The organism is Roseovarius sp. D22-M7 (assembly GCF_037083785.1).
GTDB lineage: Bacteria > Pseudomonadota > Alphaproteobacteria > Rhodobacterales > Rhodobacteraceae > Roseovarius.
In genome coordinates, this window is the sequence record NZ_JBAPKY010000012.1 from 59,740 (window position 1) to 79,231 (window position 19,492).

At 65.3% G+C, this 19,492-nt stretch carries 20 protein-coding genes; 13 read left to right on the forward strand and 7 right to left on the reverse strand.

Annotated features, from left to right (window positions below; translation table 11 throughout):
* Positions 1-97 precede the first annotated feature (97 nt).
* From mtgA to tdh, 5 genes are all read left to right on the forward strand, one after another.
* Positions 98-823: a monofunctional biosynthetic peptidoglycan transglycosylase gene (mtgA, locus tag V8324_RS07760; RefSeq protein ID WP_336419362.1), complete on the forward strand. Its 726-nt coding sequence runs from the start codon at positions 98-100 to the stop codon at positions 821-823.
* Between the two features lie 60 nt (positions 824-883).
* Positions 884-1,549 carry an FtsZ-binding protein FzlA gene (fzlA, locus tag V8324_RS07765; protein WP_336419363.1) on the forward strand — a complete coding sequence of 222 codons (666 nt, stop codon included), beginning with the start codon at positions 884-886 and terminating at the stop codon, positions 1,547-1,549.
* A 64-nt stretch (positions 1,550-1,613) separates the two neighbouring features.
* Positions 1,614-2,690, forward strand: coding sequence for a tRNA epoxyqueuosine(34) reductase QueG (queG, locus tag V8324_RS07770; protein WP_336419364.1), 1,077 nt, complete (start codon positions 1,614-1,616; stop codon positions 2,688-2,690).
* The gene (locus V8324_RS07775) at positions 2,687-3,883 is read left to right on the forward strand and encodes a glycine C-acetyltransferase (RefSeq protein ID WP_336419365.1); all 1,197 of its coding nucleotides are present in this window, start codon (positions 2,687-2,689) and stop codon (positions 3,881-3,883) included. The genes queG and V8324_RS07775 overlap by 4 nt, the downstream gene beginning before the upstream one ends.
* Before the next feature lie 8 nt (positions 3,884-3,891).
* The gene (gene tdh, locus V8324_RS07780; RefSeq protein WP_336419391.1) at positions 3,892-4,914 is read left to right on the forward strand and encodes an L-threonine 3-dehydrogenase; all 1,023 of its coding nucleotides are present in this window, start codon (positions 3,892-3,894) and stop codon (positions 4,912-4,914) included.
* A 23-nt stretch (positions 4,915-4,937) separates the two neighbouring features.
* Here tdh and V8324_RS07785 read toward each other — a convergent pair whose 3' ends face one another.
* Positions 4,938-5,456, reverse strand: a complete 519-nt coding sequence (locus V8324_RS07785) for a glutathione peroxidase (RefSeq protein ID WP_336419366.1) — start codon at positions 5,454-5,456, stop codon at positions 4,938-4,940.
* A 129-nt stretch (positions 5,457-5,585) separates the two neighbouring features.
* Here V8324_RS07785 and msrB point away from each other — a divergent pair, with 129 nt between their 5' ends.
* Genes msrB through V8324_RS07800 form a run of 3 tightly spaced genes read left to right on the forward strand, consistent with a single transcriptional unit; the run spans position 5,586 to position 7,492 of the window.
* Positions 5,586-6,035 carry a peptide-methionine (R)-S-oxide reductase MsrB gene (gene msrB, locus V8324_RS07790; RefSeq protein WP_336419367.1) on the forward strand — a complete coding sequence of 150 codons (450 nt, stop codon included), beginning with the start codon at positions 5,586-5,588 and terminating at the stop codon, positions 6,033-6,035.
* Positions 6,032-6,544 (forward strand): peptide-methionine (S)-S-oxide reductase MsrA, encoded by a 513-nt coding sequence (gene msrA, locus V8324_RS07795; RefSeq protein WP_336419368.1) that lies wholly within the window; start codon positions 6,032-6,034, stop codon positions 6,542-6,544. The genes msrB and msrA overlap by 4 nt, the downstream gene beginning before the upstream one ends.
* A 36-nt stretch (positions 6,545-6,580) precedes the next feature.
* Positions 6,581-7,492, forward strand: coding sequence for a DMT family transporter (locus tag V8324_RS07800; protein ID WP_336419392.1), 912 nt, complete (start codon positions 6,581-6,583; stop codon positions 7,490-7,492).
* Between the two features lie 30 nt (positions 7,493-7,522).
* Here V8324_RS07800 and V8324_RS07805 read toward each other — a convergent pair whose 3' ends face one another.
* From V8324_RS07805 to V8324_RS07825, 5 genes are all read right to left on the reverse strand, one after another.
* Positions 7,523-8,848: an NAD(P)/FAD-dependent oxidoreductase gene (locus tag V8324_RS07805; RefSeq protein ID WP_336419369.1), complete on the reverse strand. Its 1,326-nt coding sequence runs from the start codon at positions 8,846-8,848 to the stop codon at positions 7,523-7,525.
* Positions 8,845-9,660, reverse strand: a complete 816-nt coding sequence (locus V8324_RS07810) for an ABC transporter permease (RefSeq protein WP_336419370.1) — start codon at positions 9,658-9,660, stop codon at positions 8,845-8,847. The genes V8324_RS07805 and V8324_RS07810 overlap by 4 nt, the downstream gene beginning before the upstream one ends.
* Before the next feature lie 79 nt (positions 9,661-9,739).
* On the reverse strand, positions 9,740-10,630 hold the full coding sequence (locus V8324_RS07815; protein WP_336419371.1) for an ABC transporter permease subunit: 891 nt from the start codon (positions 10,628-10,630) through the stop codon (positions 9,740-9,742).
* Positions 10,627-11,973 carry an ABC transporter ATP-binding protein gene (locus V8324_RS07820; RefSeq protein WP_336419372.1) on the reverse strand — a complete coding sequence of 449 codons (1,347 nt, stop codon included), beginning with the start codon at positions 11,971-11,973 and terminating at the stop codon, positions 10,627-10,629. Before V8324_RS07820 ends, V8324_RS07815 begins: the two co-directional genes overlap by 4 nt.
* A gap of 72 nt (positions 11,974-12,045) precedes the next feature.
* Positions 12,046-13,140 carry a polyamine ABC transporter substrate-binding protein gene (locus V8324_RS07825; RefSeq protein ID WP_336419373.1) on the reverse strand — a complete coding sequence of 365 codons (1,095 nt, stop codon included), beginning with the start codon at positions 13,138-13,140 and terminating at the stop codon, positions 12,046-12,048.
* Positions 13,141-13,290: 150 nt separating this feature from the next.
* Between V8324_RS07825 and V8324_RS07830 the strand changes: the two genes are divergently transcribed.
* Positions 13,291-13,995 carry a GntR family transcriptional regulator gene (locus tag V8324_RS07830; protein WP_336419374.1) on the forward strand — a complete coding sequence of 235 codons (705 nt, stop codon included), beginning with the start codon at positions 13,291-13,293 and terminating at the stop codon, positions 13,993-13,995.
* A 68-nt stretch (positions 13,996-14,063) separates the two neighbouring features.
* Positions 14,064-15,461 carry an aspartate aminotransferase family protein gene (locus V8324_RS07835; RefSeq protein ID WP_336419375.1) on the forward strand — a complete coding sequence of 466 codons (1,398 nt, stop codon included), beginning with the start codon at positions 14,064-14,066 and terminating at the stop codon, positions 15,459-15,461.
* Between the two features lie 137 nt (positions 15,462-15,598).
* Here V8324_RS07835 and V8324_RS07840 read toward each other — a convergent pair whose 3' ends face one another.
* Complete coding sequence (locus V8324_RS07840) at positions 15,599-16,783, reverse strand: M24 family metallopeptidase (protein WP_336419376.1); 1,185 nt, start codon at positions 16,781-16,783, stop codon at positions 15,599-15,601.
* Between the two features lie 164 nt (positions 16,784-16,947).
* Here V8324_RS07840 and eutB point away from each other — a divergent pair, with 164 nt between their 5' ends.
* Genes eutB through V8324_RS07855 form a run of 3 tightly spaced genes read left to right on the forward strand, consistent with a single transcriptional unit; the run spans position 16,948 to position 19,401 of the window.
* The gene (gene eutB, locus V8324_RS07845) at positions 16,948-17,949 is read left to right on the forward strand and encodes a hydroxyectoine utilization dehydratase EutB (RefSeq protein ID WP_336419377.1); all 1,002 of its coding nucleotides are present in this window, start codon (positions 16,948-16,950) and stop codon (positions 17,947-17,949) included.
* The gene (locus V8324_RS07850) at positions 17,939-18,931 is read left to right on the forward strand and encodes a cyclodeaminase (RefSeq protein WP_336419378.1); all 993 of its coding nucleotides are present in this window, start codon (positions 17,939-17,941) and stop codon (positions 18,929-18,931) included. The genes eutB and V8324_RS07850 overlap by 11 nt, the downstream gene beginning before the upstream one ends.
* Positions 18,928-19,401 carry an Lrp/AsnC family transcriptional regulator gene (locus V8324_RS07855; protein WP_336419379.1) on the forward strand — a complete coding sequence of 158 codons (474 nt, stop codon included), beginning with the start codon at positions 18,928-18,930 and terminating at the stop codon, positions 19,399-19,401. Before V8324_RS07850 ends, V8324_RS07855 begins: the two co-directional genes overlap by 4 nt.
* Positions 19,402-19,492 lie beyond the last annotated feature (91 nt).

A 19,492-nucleotide genomic window follows, 5' to 3' on the forward strand; every position in this document is an offset into this window, starting at 1 on the left:
GGGTGTCACATGTGACGTGGACTTCCGACACCAGGTTTGCCGCGTATCGCGAGGATACCCGGTTTCATCGCTGTTGCGACGGCGCTATAGCGGGGCGATGGCGAAAAAGGCGCGCAAATCTTCCACGCGGCGACGCGGCAAGGCGGGGGGGCAACCGCTGACGGCGCTGCGGCGTTGGGGCTTTCGCCTTGCCATGATCACGCTGCTGATCGTGGTCGGGGTGATCGCCGGGCACCGGGTGATCGAGCCGCCGCGCACCTTCTACATGGGCCAGGAAGAGCGTCGTCTTGGCGGCATCAGCCATGACTGGGTGCCGATGGCCGGAGTCGCGCCGGTTACGGCGCGCGCGCTGGTGGCGGCGGAGGATGCGAATTTCTGCCGGCACTGGGGTTTTGATATGTCCGCCATCCGCGATGCCGTCGCCTCGGGATCGCGGCGCGGGGCCTCGACGCTCAGCCAGCAGGTGGTCAAGAACGTCTATCTCTGGCACGGGCGCAACTGGGGGCGCAAGGCGCTGGAGGCGCTGATGACCCCGATCGTCGAGGCGTTCTGGCCCAAGCGGCGCATCGTCGAGGTCTATCTCAACGTGGCGGAGTTCGACACCGGCGTCTTCGGTATAGAGGCGGCGGCGCAGCATTACTTCGGGGTAAGCGCCGCGGATCTCAGCGCCGTTCAGGCCGCGCGGCTGGCCGCCGTGCTGCCCGATCCCAAGGGACGCTCTGCCAGCCAGCCCTCGGCGTGGCTGCGCGGGCGGGCCGCGGATATTCTAGACGGGGCGGCGACCATCGCGCGCGACGGGCGGGCCGCGTGTTTCGAGGATTGAAACCCGGCGCCAAAGGGGGCATGGAGGACGCGGTTCAGTAAACGAAGGGTGCCGCAGAGGATGGCCAAGCTCTATCACGTTCCGCTGTCGCCGTTCTGCCGGAAGGTACGCCTGAGCCTTGCCGAGAAGAAGATCGAGTGCGAGCTGGTCGAGGAGCGTTATTGGGAGAAGGATCCCGACTTCCTGCGCCGCAATCCGGCCGGCAAGGTGCCGGTGCTGCGGATCGACGGGCGGACCATGGCCGAAAGCGCTGCGATCTGCGAATATCTCGAAGAGGTCCATCCGGAGCCCGGGCTGATGCCGCAAGAACCCGATGCGCGCTACGAGGTGCGCCGGCTGGTCGCGTGGTTCGACGACAAGTTCCATCATGAGGTGACCTCGAAACTGCTCTACGAGCGGGTCAACAAGAAGGTCATGAAGCAGGGCTTTCCCGACAGTCGCAACGTCAAGGACGGGGCGCGCGCGATCAAGTATCACCTCGATTACATGGCGTGGCTGCTCGACCGGCGCCGTTGGCTTGCGGGTGACGTGATGACACTGGCGGATTTCGCTGCCGCGGCACATCTCAGCGCGCTGGATTACATCTCGGACGTTGACTGGCAGCGCAGCGACGTCGTCAAGGACTGGTACGCCAAGATCAAGTCGCGTCCCGCCTTCCGGGGCATTCTGGCCGATCAGGTGCCCGGGTTCCCGCCACCGGCGCATTACGCGGATCTGGATTTCTGAAGGGGCGCTGCCCCTTCTGCCTTTTGGCCGATTCACCCCCGGAGCATTTGGGGTCGGAAGTACCATGACCGGATTGAAGCAAAGGCTGGTGGCGCAAGCGCTCGCCGAGGGGTTCGATGACTGTCGGCTGTGCAGGCCCTGGGATGTGGGGCATGTGCCAGAGCGCCTCGCGGCGTTTCTCGCGCGGGGCTATCACGGGCAGATGGACTGGCTGGAGGCGCGCAGCGACTGGCGCGGCGCGCCGCAGGTTCTGTGGCCCGAGGCGCGCACGGTGATAATGCTCGGCGAAAGCTACACGCCGAAGGAGGATCCGCTGGCCGGTCTTGCGAAGCGCGATTGCGGCAACGTGTCGGTCTATGCGCGCAACAAGGATTATCACGACACCGTCAAGAAGCGGCTCAAACGGCTGGCGCGGTGGCTGATCGCCGAGGCCGGCGGCGAGGTGAAGGTGTTCGTCGATACCGCCCCGGTGCCGGAAAAGCCGCTGGCCGAGGCGGCGGGGCTGGGCTGGCAGGGCAAGCACACCAACCTCGTAAGCCGCCACCTGGGCAGCTGGTTCTTCATCGGGTCGGTCTTCACGACCCTCGAGCTCGACACCGATCCGGCGGAAGTGGATCATTGCGGATCCTGCCGCGCCTGTCTGGACATCTGTCCGACCGATGCCTTTCCGGCAACCTACCAGCTGGACGCGCGGCGCTGCATTTCCTACCTGACGATCGAGCACAAGGGTCCGGTGGATGAGGCGCTGCGTCCCGCTTTGGGCAACCGTATCTATGGCTGCGACGATTGCTTAGCAGTTTGCCCGTGGAACAAGTTCGCGGTCGAGGCACGCGAGGTGAAGTATCACGCGCGCCCCGATCTGGTGTCACCGCCGCTGGCCGAGCTTGCGCGGCTCGACGATGCCGGCTTTCGCGCGCGGTTCTCGGGCAGCCCGATAAAGCGGATCGGACGCGACAGGTTCGTGCGCAACGTGCTATACGCGATCGGCAATTCAGGCGATCGGGCCCTGCGCCCGGTTGCGCAGGGCCTTTGCGAGGATGCAGATGCGGCCGTGCGCGATGCCGCCCGGTGGGCGGTGATGCGTCTTGATGCGACCGGGGCCGCGCCGGGGTCCGCAACCACGAAGGGAATGACGTCATGACAGCGATGGACCGGTTCGACGCGCATATGGCCGGGCGCCTCGACGCGCTGCGCGACGAGGGGCTTTACAAGACCGAGCGGGTGATCGCCTCGACGCAATCCGGCGAGGTGCGGCTGGAGGATGGCGCGCAGGTGGTGAACCTCTGTGCCAACAACTACCTCGGTCTCGCCGATCACCCCAAGGTGATCGCGGCGGCGCATGCAGCCCTCGATCGCTACGGCTTCGGCATGGCGAGCGTGCGCTTCATCTGCGGCACGCAGGAAGAGCACAAGGCGCTGGAGGCCCGCATCGCCGGGTTTCTCGGGCAGCAGGATGCGATCCTTTATGCCGCGGCCTTCGATGCCAATACCGGCCTTTTCGAGACGTTACTGGGCCCCGAGGATGCTATCATCAGCGATGCGCTGAACCATGCGAGCATCATCGACGGGGTGCGGCTGTGCAAGGCGCAGCGCTATCGCTACGCCAATCGCGACATGGCCGAGCTGGAGCGCTGCCTGCGCGAGGCGCAGGGCGCGCGGCACCGGATGATCGCCACCGATGGCGTCTTCTCGATGGATGGCACCTATGCGCCGCTCGACGAGATCTGCGATCTGGCGGCGCGGTACGACGCGCTGGTCATGGTCGATGATTGCCACGCCACCGGGTTCGTCGGGGCGACCGGGCGTGGCACGCCCGAGCATTTCGGCGTGATGGACCGCGTGGATATCCTGACCGGCACCCTGGGCAAGGCCCTTGGCGGGGCCTCGGGCGGCTATACCGCGGCGAGTGCCCGGGTCGTCGACTGGCTGCGGCAACGCTCGCGGCCCTACCTCTTTTCCAACACGCTGGCGCCGGTCATCGCGGGCGCCTCGCTGAAGGTGTTCGACATGCTCGAGGACGGCGCCGATCAGCGTGCGCGCCTTTGGGACAACGCGGCCTATTTCCGCGAGCGGATGGGCGCGCTCGGGTTCGAGTTGCTGCCCGGAGAGCACGCAATCATCCCGGTGATGCTGCGCGACCCGAAGCTGGCACAGGACATGGCGGCGCGGCTGAACCAGCGCGGCGTGTTCGTGACCGCCTTCAGCTTTCCGGTGGTGCCCAAGGGACAAGACCGTATCCGCACGCAGATGAGCGCTGCGCTGAGCCGCGACATGCTTGACCGCGCTATCGACGCTTTCGAGGCCGTCGGCCGGGATCTTGGAGTGATCCGATGACGAACCAGATGAAGGCGCTGGTGAAATCCCGACCCGAGCCGGGCCTGTGGCTGGAGCATGTGCCGGTCCCCGAGCCCGGTCCGACGGATGTGCTGATCAAGGTCCGCAAGTCGGCGATCTGCGGCACGGATGTGCATATCTGGAACTGGGACGCATTCAGCGCCGGGACCGTTCCGGTGCCGATGGTCGTAGGGCATGAATTCGTCGGCGAGATCGTCGATTGCGGGGCGGCGGCGCGCAAGTACCGCATCGGGCAGCGCGTCAGCGGTGAAGGCCATATCGTCTGCGGGGCCTGCCGCAACTGTCGCGCCGGGCGCGGGCATCTGTGCCGTAACACCCGCGGGGTCGGCGTCCACCGTCCGGGCAGCTTTGCGGAATACCTGTGCCTTCCGGAAACCAACGTGGTGCCCATCCCCGACGACATCCCCGACGAGATCGCGGCGATCTTCGACCCGCTCGGCAATGCCGTGCACACCGCGCTCAGCTTCGATCTGGTGGGCGAGGATGTGCTGGTGACCGGCGCGGGGCCGATCGGCATCATGGGCGCGCTGGTGGCGCAGAAGGCCGGCGCGCGCAAGGTGGTGATCACCGATATCAACCATTACCGGCTGGATCTGGCGCGCATGCTTGGCGTGCAGCACGTGGTGGACGTCGGCCGGCAGCAATTGCAGGACGTGATGCGCGACATCGGCATGACCGAGGGCTTCGATGTCGGGCTTGAGATGTCGGGCGCCTCGGCGGCGATGCAGCAGATGATTCGCAACATGAATAACGGTGGCAAGGTGGCCCTGCTAGGCATCGCGCCGACCGAATTCGCGGTCGACTGGAACGCGGTGATCTTCAAGATGCTGCACATCAAGGGCATTTACGGCCGCGAGATGTTCGAGACCTGGTACAAAATGATCGCCCTCGTGCAATCCGGGCTGGACCTGTCGGGGCTGATCACCCACCGGATCGGTATCGACGAGTTCGAGAACGGCTTCGCCGCGATGATCTCGGGCAATTCCGGCAAGGTGGTGATGGATTGGTGAGGTGACGGGCCGCGCCCGTGATGTCAGGGCAGCAGCGCCTCGATCGCCCGCGTCATGCCTTGCGAGGTGGGCCGTTCCGCCGATCCCCACGTGCCCGCGACGCTTCCATCCGGAGCGATCAGCACCTTGTTGAAGTTCCACGACGGCGCAAAGCCCGCCTCCTCGTCAAGCGAGGTGTAGAACGGATGCGCCGCGGTACCGCGCACCGGCGTGATGGTCGTCATGGGGATGTCGAGGCCGAAGTTCACCTCGCAGAACTCCTTGACCTCTTGATCGCTCGACAACTCCTGCCGGAAATCGTTGGACGGCACCGCCAGCACGACAAGGCCGCGGTCGCGGTAGCTGTCGTAAAGCGTCTGCAAGCCGTCATACTGATGCGTGAACCCGCAGCGCGACGCCGTGTTGACCACGAGCACCGGCTGCCCACGCCAATCGGAGATGCGCAGGTCTCCTCCATCGATGCTGTCGAAGGCTGCGTCCAGATTGAGCGCTGCGGCGGGAAGGGCGAGAATGGCACAGGCGAAGGCGACGATGAAGCGCATGATAATCCTCTCATGAAGTTAGCCATCTCTACGGACCGCGCAAAGAGACGGATCACTCTGGCCCCTGTTTGATGTCGCGTCGGGACCTATATCGGAACTCAGACAAGAGGAAATACAGGAGGACGTGACGTGAGCGACTATCGAAAGAATCCGGACCGGATCGCAGCCCTTTCACCCGAGGAATACCGGGTGACGCAGCAGAACGCCACAGAGCGCCCGGGGACGGGCAAGTATCTCGGCAACAGGGAGCCCGGCATCTATGTCGACATCGTCAGCGGAGAGCCGCTTTTCGCGAGTGCCGACAAGTATGATTCGGGCTGTGGCTGGCCCAGCTTCACCAAGCCGATCGAGCCCGCGCATGTCACCGAACACCGCGACGCCTCGCTCGGGACGGTGCGCACCGAGGTACGCAGCGCGCATGGCGACAGCCATCTGGGGCACGTCTTTCCCGACGGGCCGCAAGACCGGGGCGGGCTGCGCTATTGCATCAATTCGGCCAGCCTGCGATTCATTCACCGCGACGACATGGACGCAGAGGGATACGGTGCGTATCTCGACCAGGTGGAGGACGTGACATGAGCGAACGTGCAGTACTTGCAGGCGGCTGTTTCTGGGGCATGCAGGATCTGATCCGCAAGCTCGACGGCGTGATATCGACCCGCGTGGGCTACACCGGCGGCGATGTTCCGAATGCGACCTATCGCAATCACGGGACCCATGCCGAGGGGATCGAGATCATCTTCGATCCCGAAAGGATCAGCTATCGGCGCATCCTCGAGGTGTTCTTCCAGATCCACGACCCGACCACGCCCAACCGCCAGGGCAACGACGTCGGGATGAGCTATCGATCGGCGATCTACTATTGCTCGGACGCCCAAAAAGACGAGGCGCTGCGCACCATCGCCGATGTCGAGGCCAGCGGCCTCTGGCCCGGCAAGGTGGTGACCGAGGTCGAACCGGTCGGCGATTTCTGGGAGGCCGAGCCCGAGCATCAGGATTACCTGAAAAAGTTTCCGAACGGCTATACCTGCCATTTCCCGCGCCCTGACTGGGTCCTTCCGCGCAAGGAGGCAGAGACGGACGCCTGACAGTTGACTGCGGCCCCGTCGGCGCGCGCCCGGCCGATGACCGGGATCGCGCTCAAGCTGTGTTCGGTGACGCTGTTCATAACCATGGCGTCGCTGATCAAGGCGACGTCAGCCCATGTGCCGCCGGGCGAGGCGGTCTTCTTCCGCTCGTTCTTTGCGATCCCGGTGATCCTTTTCTGGCTGGCATTGCGCGGCGATCTGCGCACCGGGCTGAAGGTCCGCTCGCCGATGAATCATTTCTGGCGTGGCTTCGTCGGCACAGCCGCCATGGGGCTCGGTTTTGCCGCGCTCGGGCTCTTGCCGCTGCCCGAGGTGACCGCCTTGGGTTATGCCGCGCCGCTTCTGGTGGTGATCTTCGCCGCGATGTTCCTCGATGAACGCGTGGGCATGGTCCGGATCGGTGCCGTGGCGCTCGGGCTTGCCGGCGTGCTGATCGTGCTTGCCCCGCGGCTGACGGCGCTCAGCGGGCCCACCGTGCAAACCGTCGAGGCCGTGGGCGCGTTGCTGGCGCTGAGCGGGGCGATGTGCGCCGCCCTCGCGCAGATCTACGTGCGCAAGCTGGTGCAGACCGAAGAGACCAGCGCGATCGTGTTCTTCTTTTCCCTCACCGCAGCGGGGCTGTCGCTGTTGACGATCCCGTTCGGCTGGGTGCTGCCCTCCGCGCCCGAGTTCGGCTTGCTGGTTCTCGCCGGGGTCTTGGGCGGTCTTGGACAGATCTTCCTGACCTCGTCCTACCGTTTCGCCGATGCCAGCGTCGTGGCCCCGTTCGATTATGCCTCGATCCTCATGGCCCTCGGGATCGGGTATTTCGTCTTCGGCGAGATGCCTACGGTGGCGATGCTGTCGGGGGCGTCGCTGGTTATCCTCGCCGGTATCCTCATCATCCTGCGCGAGCGTCAGCTCGGCATCCGGCGCAACAAGGCGCGTTCGGCCCGGACGCCGGAGTAGGGGGGCGGGCAACAGACCTATATCGGTCACCTATCCGCCGGTCAGCGTCGCAAGCGCGTAGGGTGGCCAGAGCATTGCGCGCCGCAGCCGTCCCAACGGCCACCGGCGCGGCGGGGTGCGCAGGATCAGCGGATAGGGGTGGCGCGGCGTGCGGTCCATCGCCAGATCCGCCAGAAGCGCGCCGGCATAGCTGCCCATGGCCACGCCGTTGCCGTGATAGCTAAGCCCGGTAAAGGCGCCCGGCATGTCCGGGATCGGTCCGGCATAGGGCGTCAGGTCAGGCGACAGTGACAGCAGGCCGTTCCAACGATGCAGCGTCTCGACATCGCGCCAGGCCGGGAACATCGCGTCGAAATGCGCGCGGATCGTGCGCTCCATGCGGGCGTCGAAGCGCGGCGACGAGAACAGCCCGCCGCGCATCCCGAACAGCATCCGGTTGTCGGGCATCAGGCGGAAGTAATGCAGGAAGAACCGGTCGTCATAGCACATCTGGCGCGTCGTCCAGCCCTGCGCGGCCAGCTCTGCGTCGGTCATCTGGCGGGTCACGATCACGCCTGATTGCGTCGGCAGGTAGCGCGCGCGCATCCAGTCGGGCAGGTCGTCCGACGAATAGCCGTTTGTCGCCACGATCATGCGCCGGGCGGTGATGCGCGCCTGCGGCGTTTCCAGCTGGAAGCCACCCCCCTGACGGATCGCGGTGACGGGCGATTGCGCGTGGATCCGTGCCCCGGCGCGCGTCGCCGCCGCTGCCAATCCCAAGGTGTATTTCATCGGGTTGAGCGCCACGCCCTCGGGCGTGGTCAGCGCCGCGTGGAACGGCCCCTTCATTCCCATCTGCGCCAGTTCCGGGCCTTCGATCAGCTGCGGTGTGATGCCGTAATCGGCCTTGATACGTGCTGCGCGCGCCGCGAGGCCGCGCGCGGCGCGCGGGATGTGGGCCATCAGCGTTTCGCCCTCGGAATGCAGGTCTGCCTCGATCCCGTGGCGCGCGATCAGGTCGCGAGCGAAGCGGGCCGCGGCCACCTCTGTGCGGCGATACTCGCGGCGGGCCTCCTCGCCATGGGTCTTGCGCAGAACCCCGTCAGCGGCCGCGGACCCCCCGAGGCAGCAAAAACCGCCATTGCGCCCCGAGGCCCCCCAGCCGGGGGTCCGGGCCTCGAACACGCGCACATCCTGCCCGGCCTCGGCCAGGTGCAGCGCGGCCGACAGCCCGGTGAACCCCGCGCCGACGATCGCCACGTCGCAGGAGATCGCGCCCGCGGCCGCCGGGTAATCGGGCGCCGTGACGGTGTCCGTCCAGAAGCACCGGGCGCGCGGGCCGGCGCCGTAGGCATGCGCGGGATAGATCCGGGTCATGTGTGGACGGCGGCGCGTTCGTCGGCTTGTTGGCGCAGGCTGGCACGCTTGGTGATCAGCGATGCGGTGATCACCCCCACGGCGACGATGCCGATCATGATCGTCGACAGCGCGTTGATCTCGGGGCTGACCCCCAGCCGGATCGAGGACCAGATCTTGATCGGCAGGGTGGTGGCCGACGGGCCGGCGGTGAACGACGCGATCACAAGGTCGTCGAGCGACAGGGTGAACGCCAGCAACCAGCCCGAGATGACCGCCGGCGCGATGATGGGCAGCGTGACGAGGCGGAACGCGTCGAAGGACGAGCAGCCCAGATCGCGCGCCGCCTCCTCGAGCGACATGTCGAAACTGACGAGGCGCGACGAGACGACCACAGACACGAAGCACATCGAGAACGTGGTATGCGCGAGGATGATGGTGAAGATGCCGCGATCCAGCCCGATGCCGATGAAGAGCAGCAACAGCGACAGGCCGGTGATCACCTCTGGCATCACCAATGGCGCATAGATCATGCCCGAAAACAGGGTGCGACCGGGAAACCGCCCGGCCCGGACCAGCACCAGCGCGGCCATGGTACCCAGAACCGTGGCGACGGTCGACGACACCACCGCCACCTGAAGCGTCACCCAGGCCGCATCGAGAAAGGCGTCGTTGCGGATCAGCGTGCCGTACCATTTCGTTGAGAACCCGCCCCAGACCGTCACCAGCTGCGACGCGTTGAAGCTGTAGACGATCAGGATGATCATCGGTAGGTAGAGGAACGCGAAGCCGAGCGTCAGGGAGGTCGCGTTGAACCAGGTCATGCGCCTCATGCGACTTCCCCCGGGCCGCCGATTTCCCGCAAGGAAATCGGATCGAAATCCTTCAAGGATTTCGCCTGCGACCGACGGCTCATCCCTCGGACTCCCTCTGTTTTTCAAGGTTGCGCTGGAACAGCACGATGGGGATGACGAGGATCAGAAGCAGGATGATCGCCACCGCGCTCGCCACCGGCCAGTCGCGGTTGTTGAAGAATTCCTCCCACAGGACCTTGCCGATCATCAGCGTCTCCGAGCCGCCCAGAAGCGAGGGGATCACGAACTCGCCGATGGTGGGGATCAGGACCAGGAAACAGCCCGCGATGATGCCTGCTTTGGACAGCGGCACGGTGATCAGCCAGAACGCCTTGATCCGCGAACAGCCCAGATCCTCGGCCGCTTCCAGAAGCGAGCCGTCCATCCGCTCGAGCGTGGAATAGATCGGCAGGATCATGAAGGGCATGTAGGTATAGACGATGCCGATATAGACGGCCGCGTTGGTGTTGAGGATGGTCAGCGGCGACGAGATGACCCCGAGGGCCAGCAGGACCTGGTTGAGATAGCCCTCGGTCGAGAGGATCCCCATCCACGAATAGACGCGGATCAGGAACGAGGTCCAGAAGGGCAGGATCACCAGCATCATCAGGGTCGGGCGCCAGTGATCGGGGGCACTGGCCATGCCGTAGGCGATCGGATACCCGACCAGAAGCGTCAGCGCCGTCGCGATCACCGCGATCCGGACCGATGACAGGTACGCCTTCCAGTAGAGATCGTCCTCGGTGAGAAACACGTAATTCTCGAAATCGAGCTGCGAGACGAAGTCCTTGAGGCCCTGCCACCCCGCGGAGAGATCGAGCGTCGGCGTGTAGGGCGGGATCGCGAGGGCGATGTCCGACAGCGAGATCTTGAACACGATGAGGAACGGCACCAGGAACAGCACCAGCAGCCAAAGATAGGGCACAAGGATGAGGGCGGCGCGTCTCATTCGGTCAGCACCACGCCGGCGGTTTCGCGAAAGCTGATCCAGACCGTGTCTTCCCAGGTGATGTCGCGTTGTGCGACGCGGCGGGTGTTGGCCATCTGGATCTTGGCCATGAGGCCACCCGCGATCTCGACATGATACGTGGACAGGTTGCCTAGGTAGGCGATGTCGATCACCTTGCCCTGAAACGCGTTGGCCGCGTCGGGCCGCGTCTTGGAGATCCCCAGTTTTTCGGGGCGCAGCGCGAGGGTGACGCGCTGGCCGTCAAATGACGGGTCGCCGTTGCTGGCGATCAGCGGCGGCTGCCCGTCAGCCCAGTCGATGGTGATGCCGCCGGGCTCGATGGGGCCGGGCGCCTCGGCGGGTGTCTCGGTCGCGGCGGGCGGTGGAAGCTGCCGCGGCGCCTCGCTGCGCGGCCCGATGAAGTATTTCAGCAACCGGTCGTGCAGCCGCTTGCCGCGGTCATTGGGTTGAGGCGCAGGAAGCACCCCGGCGGCCGCCGGTGTTGCCTGTGCCGAGGCCTTGGCGCCCTTTGCCTGTGGCGCCGGATCGGTGGCGGGCTCGCGCGCCTTGGCCATCCCCTCGATGAGGTTCACCTCGCCGATGAAATCGGCCACGTAGCGCGATGCCGGCATCTCGTAGATGGTTTGCGGCGTGTCGGCCTGGATGATCCGGCCGGTATCCATAACCGCCACGCGCGACGCCACCGTCATCGCCTCCTCCTGGTCGTGAGTGACGATCACGAAGGTGGTGCCGGTCGTCTCCTGAATGTCCATCAGTTCAAACTGCGTGGCCTGCCGCAGCTTGGCGTCGAGCGCGCCGAGCGGCTCGTCCAACAAGAGCAGCTTGGGCGCCTTGGCCAGTGACCGGGCGAGCGCCACGCGCTGCCGCTCTCCGCCCGAGATCTGGTGGGGCTTGCGCCGCGCGAATTTCTCCAGCCGCGTCAGCTTGAGCATCTCTTCGACCCGCGCCGTAATCTCGGCCTTGGGCATGCCCGCGCGTTTCAGCCCGAAGGCGATATTGTCCCAGACCGTCAGATGCGGGAACAGCGCATAGGACTGGAACATCATGTTGACGGCGCGCTTGTTGGGCGGGATCGGGGCGATGTCCCGACCGTTGAGCAGGATGCTGCCCTCGGTCGGTGTCTCGAAGCCGGCGAGCATCCGCATCATCGTCGTCTTGCCACAGCCCGAAGGCCCAAGCAGCGCGAAGAATTCCTTTTCGTAGATGTCGAAGCTCTGGTCGTCGATCGCCACGAAGTCGCCGAAGCGCTTGGTAACGTTCCTGAACTGGATCAGGGGCTTAGCGGTCGGATCGTTCCACGGCTCGAAAACGGTTTGTGACATGCCGCTCCCCGGCTGGAGTCAAAAAGCCTCGCACGGGGTTACATCCCCCGCGCGAGGCATCGTTTCATCCGCTCAGGTGCCGGACTTGATCCGGGTCCAAAGCCGCGTGACCGTGCGTTGGTCGCGCATGCCGTAGGGTTTCTTGATATAGGTGTTCTCGAGCGCGTCCTCGGGCGGATAGATCGCCGGGTCGTTGATGACATCGTCGTTGAGATACTGCTGCGAGGCCTTGTTGCCGTTGGCGTAATAGACGTAGTTCGACGCCTGCGCCATGTTCTCGGCATCCATCATGAAGTTCAGGAACTTGTGCGCGCCATCGGGATTGGGGGCGTCGACGGGGATCGCCATCATGTCGAACCACATCACCGCACCCTCCTTGGGCGGGTTGTAGGCAATTTTCACATCGTTGCCGGCGGCGGCCGCGCGGTCTCGGGCCTGCAGCACGTCGCCCGACCAGCCCATGGCCACGCAGATATCGCCATTGGCAAGCCCGTTGATGTATTCGCTGCTGTGGAACTTTTGAACATACGGGCGCACCGACATCAGCAGCTCGCCCGCAGCCTCGAGTTCGTCCTCGTCGGTGCTGTTGGGATCGTGCCCGAGATAGGTCAGCGCGGCCGGCAGCACCTCGTCCGGCGCGTCGAGGAAATGCACGCCGCATTCGGCCAGCTTTTCCATGTTCTCCGGCTCGAAGACCAGTGCGAGGCTCTCGATCGGCGCGTCCTCGCCCAGCACCTCCGCGACCTTGCCGGTATTCACGCCCAGCCCTGTGGTACCCCACATGTAATTGATGGCGTAGTCGTTGATCGCCACATTCGCATCGTAGCCCTTCAGACGCTCCTTGATCACGTCCCAGAGGTTGTCGGCATTCGGCAGCTTGTCGTAGTCGAGCTTTTGAAACGCACCGGCCTGGATCTGGCGCACCAGAAAGCTGCCGGTGGGCACCACGACGTCGTAGCCCGAGCCGCCAGCGAGCATCTTGGTCTCGAGCAGTTCGTTGCTGTCGAACACGTCGTAGATCAGGTCGAGGCCGGTCTGCTCCTCGAATTTCGTGAGCAGTTCCTCGTCGATGTAATCGGACCAGTTGTAAACCCGCACCTCTTGCGCAGTGGCGGCGAAGGTGCCGAGGGCAAGGGTCGCGGTGGCGGTCAGCATCGTGTAGCGCATGAAAGTCTCCCGTCGGTTCTGTCTTTTCTGGGCCCGGTCATCAGGCGATGTGATCAAAGATTTCCGGGCATGGCAACATGGTAATGCTTTCATGCAGCCGCTAAAATGCCAAGTGTCGAAATGAGAGCCAGCGATCGAGGTCCGCCGCACATGCCAGAACGCGCCCGCAAATCGAGCAGTCAGGACACCGCCGCCCTGCGCCTGCCGGCGCATGAGGTGATCCATCGGCAATTGCGCGCGCTGGTGCTCTTCGGCGACCTCGCACCGGGGCAGCCGGTGACCATCCAGGGCCTGTCCGACCGCCTGAACGCCGGCATGACCCCGGTGCGAGAGGCGATCCGCCGCCTGATCGCCGAGGGCGCGCTCGAATTCCAGGGCAACAGGCGGGTCAGCGTGCCGTTGCTCACGGTCGACAACATCGATGAGTTGATCATTGCGCGCCAATGGCTTGACCCCTGCCTGACCATGCGTGCCACCAAAAGGGCGACCGGTGACGATCTCGCGCATCTGAGGGCGCTCGACGACGATCTCGACCGGGCGATCGCGCAGGGCGATCTGCGCGGCTATCTCGAGATGAACTACCGCTTTCACAGCGCGCTCTATGCCCTTGCGGCCGCACCCATACTGGCGACGGTGGCGGACGGGCTGTGGCTGCGGTTCGGGCCGTCCTTGCGCGTCGTCTGCGGCCGGATCGGCACCCGAAACCTGCCCGACAAGCACAAGGAGATGCTGGGTGCGATGGCCGCCGGTGACTCCGAGGCGGCCGCCGAGGCCATCCGCGAGGACGTGACCCAGGGCATGGAACAGGTGCGCCAATCCTTCGCGCCGGGGCGTGATTCGATTGACAGCGCATAATTTGATCATATTCTGCGACGCAGTCGAAAGCGCCCGCTCCGGGCGACATATCCCCGAGAGGAATCGTCATGACGTTGATCACGAACCACATGCCGACCGCCGAGCTTCAGGCGCTCGACGCGGCGCATCATATGCATCCTTTCACTCATGGCGATGCGCTCGCGCAGAAGGGCGCGCGGATCATCACCCGCGCCCACGGGGTCACGCTGACCGACAGCGACGGCAACGAGATGCTCGATGCCATGGGTGGTCTGTGGTGCGTCAATATCGGTTACGGGCGCGACGAACTGGCCGAGGCCGCCGCGCGCCAGATGCGCGAGCTGCCGTTTTACAACACGTTTTTCCAGACCAGCCACGTGCCCGCCATCGCGCTTGCCGCGAAACTGGCCGAACTGGCGCCCGGTGATCTCAACCACGTGTTCTTTGCCGGATCCGGGTCCGAGGCGAACGACACCAATATTCGCATGGTGCGCACCTACTGGGCACAGATGGGCGAGCCCGAGCGCAATGTCATCATCAGCCGCAAGAACGCCTATCACGGATCGAGCGTCGGCAGCGGCAGCCTTGGCGGCATGGCCGGGATGCACGCGCAGGGCGGCATGCCAATCCCCGACATTCACCATATCGATCAGCCCTACTGGTACGGCGAGGGCGGCGATACCGACCCCGAGGCCTTCGGGATCGAGCGCGCGCGACAGCTCGAGGCGAAGATCGAGGAGCTGGGCGCGCACCGCGTCGCCGCTTTCATCGCCGAGCCTGTTCAGGGCGCGGGCGGCGTGATCGTGCCCCCCGACAGCTATTGGCCCGAGATCCAGCGGATCTGCGACGAGCATGGCATCCTGCTGATCGCCGACGAGGTGATCTGCGGCTTCGGGCGGACCGGCAACTGGTTCGGCAGCCAGACCTATTCGATCCGCCCCGACATCATGACGATCGCCAAGGGGCTGAGCTCTGGCTACGCGCCGATCGGCGGCTCGATCGTGTCCGACGAGATCGCAAAGGTGATGAATGCCTGCGAATTCAGCCACGGCTACACCTATTCCGGTCACCCGGTCTCGTGCGCCGTGGCGCTGGAAAACCTGCGCATTCTCGAAGAGGAAGAGATCGTCACGCGCGTGGCGCAGGAAACAGCTCCCTACCTCAAGGAAAAATGGCAGACCCTCGCCGCGCATCCGATGGTCGGCGAGGCGCAGATCAAGGGCATGATGGGCGCGCTCGCGCTGACCCCCCACAAGGACAGCCGCGCCAAGTTCGCCTCGAAGCCGGGCACCGTGGGCTATATCTGCCGCGAGCGTTGCTTCGACAACAACCTCGTGATGCGCCATGTCGGCGACCGGATGATCATCTCGCCGCCGCTGGTGATCAAGAAGGACGAGATCGACACGCTGATCGAACGGGCGTGGGTGTCCCTCGACCAGGCAGAAAAGCTGACCCGCGACGACGGCCTGATGCAGGCCGCCGCCTGAGGCTTGCGTGAGGGGCGCGGCCCCTCGCGCTCTCCGGAATAACCTATGCCAGACGAAACCGTGCGCGAGGCATGGGTTCTTCTGGCCCTGAGGTGTTTTCGGCGGAGACCGACGGCGTTAAAGCCGGGCGAAGCGTCTCAGTCCTTGACGAACATTTTGCGCGGGCGGTTGCAGAAGGTCTCGGCCGGGCCCGCTTCCTTGATCAGGATCGACTCGGTGATCTCCAGCCCCCAGTCCGACATCCAGAGCCCGGGCATGAAGTGGAAGGTCATCCCCGGTTCCAGCACGGTCTCGTCCTCGGCGCGCAGGCTGATCGTCCGCTCGCCCCAGTCGGGGGGATAGCTAAGCCCGATGGGATAGCCGCAGCGCGCGCCGCGTTCGATCCCCGCGCGCTCCAGCGGTGCGGCGAGGGCGTTGGCGACGTCACAGGCGCGGTTGCCGGCATGCGCGGCCTCGAGCCCGGCCTCGAGTCCCTCGACCAGCGCGGTCTCGGCATCGAGCAGGAATTGCGGCGGCTTGCCCAGGAACAGTGTGCGGCAGAACGGCGAGTGATAGCGCCGGTAGCAGCCCGAGATCTCGAAGAACGTCGCCTCGCCGGTGGCAAACTCGCGCCCGTTCCACGTCAGGTGCGGTGCCGCGGCATCGGAACCCGACGGCAGCAACGGCACGATCGCCGGGTAATCGCCCCATGCACCCTCGACGCCGCGGATCGCGTCGCGGAAAATCTCTGCCACGATCTCGTTCTTGGGGATACCCGGCTCGACCCGTTCCATCAGCCCGTCGGTGATCTTCTCCGAGATCGCGGCGGCCTTGCGGATGAAGACGAGCTCTTCTTCGGACTTGACCGCACGCTGCCAGTTCACGAGCGCGGTGACATCCGTGAACGACGCGCCGGGCAGTTCGGTGCGCAGCACGTCCATCGCCTTGGCCGAGAAATAGTAATTGTCCATCTCGACGCCGATGTGCTTGTCCGCCAGACCCATGCCGGTAAGACGCACGGCGAGATCCTGCATCGGATGGCGCTCGGTGGATTGGACGTAGTTGTCCGGGTAGCCGATCACCCGGTCGTCGGTCATCCAGACCGTGCGCACGCCGCCATTGGCGTCCTGATTGCGGCCCCACCAGATCGGGTCGGCCTCGGGAAAGACCAGCACGCCCTGGTGGACGTAGAAGGACCAGCCGTCATACCCGGTCAGCCAGTGCTGGTTCGACGGATCGGTCACGAAGAGCACGTCGAGGTCGCGTGCGGCCATGGCGTCGCGCGTCTTGGCGAGGCGGCGCTGGTATTCCAAGTCGGAGAAGGGAAGGTCTTTTTCGATCATTGAGGTATCCCGTGGGTTGGGTGCAGCCCGGTCGCGGGCCTACCGGTGCAGCCTGCCCGAAGAAATGCGCCGCGTCACGTCGTTTTCTGGCCCCGTCGGGCGCCGGAGTTGACGCCCGATCCGCCAGGGCGCAAATTGCGCGCATACCGTGGAAGGAGACAGCGATGCAGCCCGTTCTCGCCGATGTTCATGCCGCCGCCAAGGTGATCGCCGGCATCGCCGATCACACGCCGTTGATTCCCTCGCTGCACATGCAGCAGGTCTGCGGCGAAGAATTCCTGCTGAAGCTCGAGAACATGCAGCCCATCGGCGCGTTTAAGCTGCGCGGCGCGCTCAACGCCGTGGCCGGGATCCGCGAGGCGGCGGGGGTGACCTGCTGTTCGACCGGCAATCATGGGCGCGGCGTGGCCTATGCGGCGCAGGCGCGAGGCATGCGGGCGGTGATCTGCATGTCCGAGCTTGTCCCGCAGACCAAGGTCGACGGCATCCGCGCCTTGGGTGCGGAGGTGCGCATCGTCGGCCGCAGCCAGGACGACGCGCAGGCCGAGGCCGCGCGGCTTGTGGCCGAGGACGGCCTGACCGAGATATCGCCCTTCGACGATCCATCGGTGATTGCCGGGCAGGGCACCATAGGCCTCGAGATCATGGCGGCGCGGCCCGACGTCGAAACGCTGCTGGTGCCGCTTTCGGGCGGCGGGCTGGCGGCGGGCGTGGCAATGGCCGCCAAGGCGATCAAGCCGTCGCTGCGCGTGGTCGGCATCAGCATGGACCGTGGCGCGGCGATGTATGAAAGCATCCGCGCCGGTCGTCCTGTCGAGGTCGAAGAGGTGGCGAGCCTCGCAGACAGCCTTGGTGGCGGGATCGGCATGGCGAACCGGCTGACCTTCGCGATGTGCCGCGACCTCCTAGATGAAGTGGTTCTGGTCACCGAGGACGAGATCTATCACGCGATGCAGGTGCTTTATCACGAGGATCGGATGGTCGCCGAGGGCGCCTGCGTCGTGGGGCTTGCGGCGGTTCTGACCGGCAAGGTCACGGCGCGCGGGCCGACCGCCACCATCATTACCGGGCGCAATCTCGACATGGGGATGTTCACCCGCGTCGTTACAGGTCAGGACGTGCAACTGGGCGAGACCACGATCAAGGGGCGGCCCTATGGCGCATGACATCCGTATCGTGACCGAGGGCGAGTTGCGCGCGGCCGTGGATCTCGACCTCGACACCGTTCGGGTGATCGAGGACGCCTTCGGCGCGCTGTCGGATGGCGGCGTGGTGATGCCGCCGGTGATGTCGATGGACCTGGCCGCGGCGCATGGGGAGGTCGATGTGAAGACCGCCTATGTTCCGGGGATGAGCGGGTTTGCGATCAAGGTCAGCCCGGGGTTCTTCGACAACCCCAAGCTCGGCCTGCCCAGCCTCAACGGGCTGATGATCCTGTTTTCCGCGACCACCGGCCTGGTCGAGGCGGTGTTTCTCGACAATGGCTACCTGACGGACCTGCGCACGGCCGCGGCCGGCGCGGTGGCCGCAAAACATCTGGCCCCGGAAGATGTACAAACCGCAGGGGTGATCGGTACAGGGGTACAGGCGCGGCTTCAGGCCCGCGCGGCGCATCTGGTGCGACCCTTCGGGCGGTTGCTTGTCTGGGGGCGCGACGCGGACAAGGCGCGCGCCTGCGCCGAGGACTTGGCGCGCGATCTTGGCTGCGATGTGGAGGTGGCCGCACAAGCCGCAGACCTGGTTCGCGACAGCCAGCTGGTGATCACCACGACGCCCGCGCGCCAGCCGGTGATCCAGGCCGCGTGGCTGCATCCCGGATTGCACATCACCGCCATGGGATCGGACCAGTCCGGAAAGAACGAAATCGCCCCCGATGCCCTGCTGCGTGTGGACCGCTACGTTGCCGACCGCGCCGAACAAGCCGAGACCTTGGGCGAACTGCGCGCCGCCATCGCCGCGGGGATATGGGACCGGGGCACGCCGCCGGAACTGGGCGATGTCATCCGCGGACGCGCGACGGGGCGGCAGACGCAAGAGCAGATCACGATCTGCGACCTGACCGGCACCGGCGTGCAGGACACAGCGATAGCCAGCCACGTGATGCAGCGTCTGGCCGGGCGGGACGTGGGTACGGTGATCCGCGCATGAAGCTAGATGCGCGCGACCTCGACATCCTGCGGGTGCTGGCCGACGAGGGGCGCATCAGCAAGGCGGATCTCGCGACGCGTGTGGGCCTGTCGGCCAGCCCCTGCTGGGAGCGTCTGAGGCGCCTCGAAGAAGCCGGGCTGATCGAGGGCTACAACGCCCGGATCGCGCTGAAAAAGCTGGGTCCCTTCGTGACCGTGTTCGTCGCGGTGGAATTGGCCGATCACACGCCGGCGAAATTCCACGCCTTCGAGGACAGCATGGAGCGCTACCCCGAGGTGACGGCCTGCTGGGCCCTCGGCGGCGGCTTCGACTACCTGATGCAGATCGTGACGCGCGACATCGACGCCTATCAGCGGCTGATCGACCGGATGCTCGAGGCGCGGATCGGGCTGGCGCGCTATTTCACATATATCGTGACCAAGCCGGTGAAATCGCCGCGCCTGCCGCCCCTCGAGATGTTTTTCGGGTGAATCCTCTGCAAAGCGGTCGAGATTCAGAAGAAAAGTTTTCAACACCCCGGAAAGTCAGCCCCAACCTCTGCAAGAAAGGGATATTTTTCTG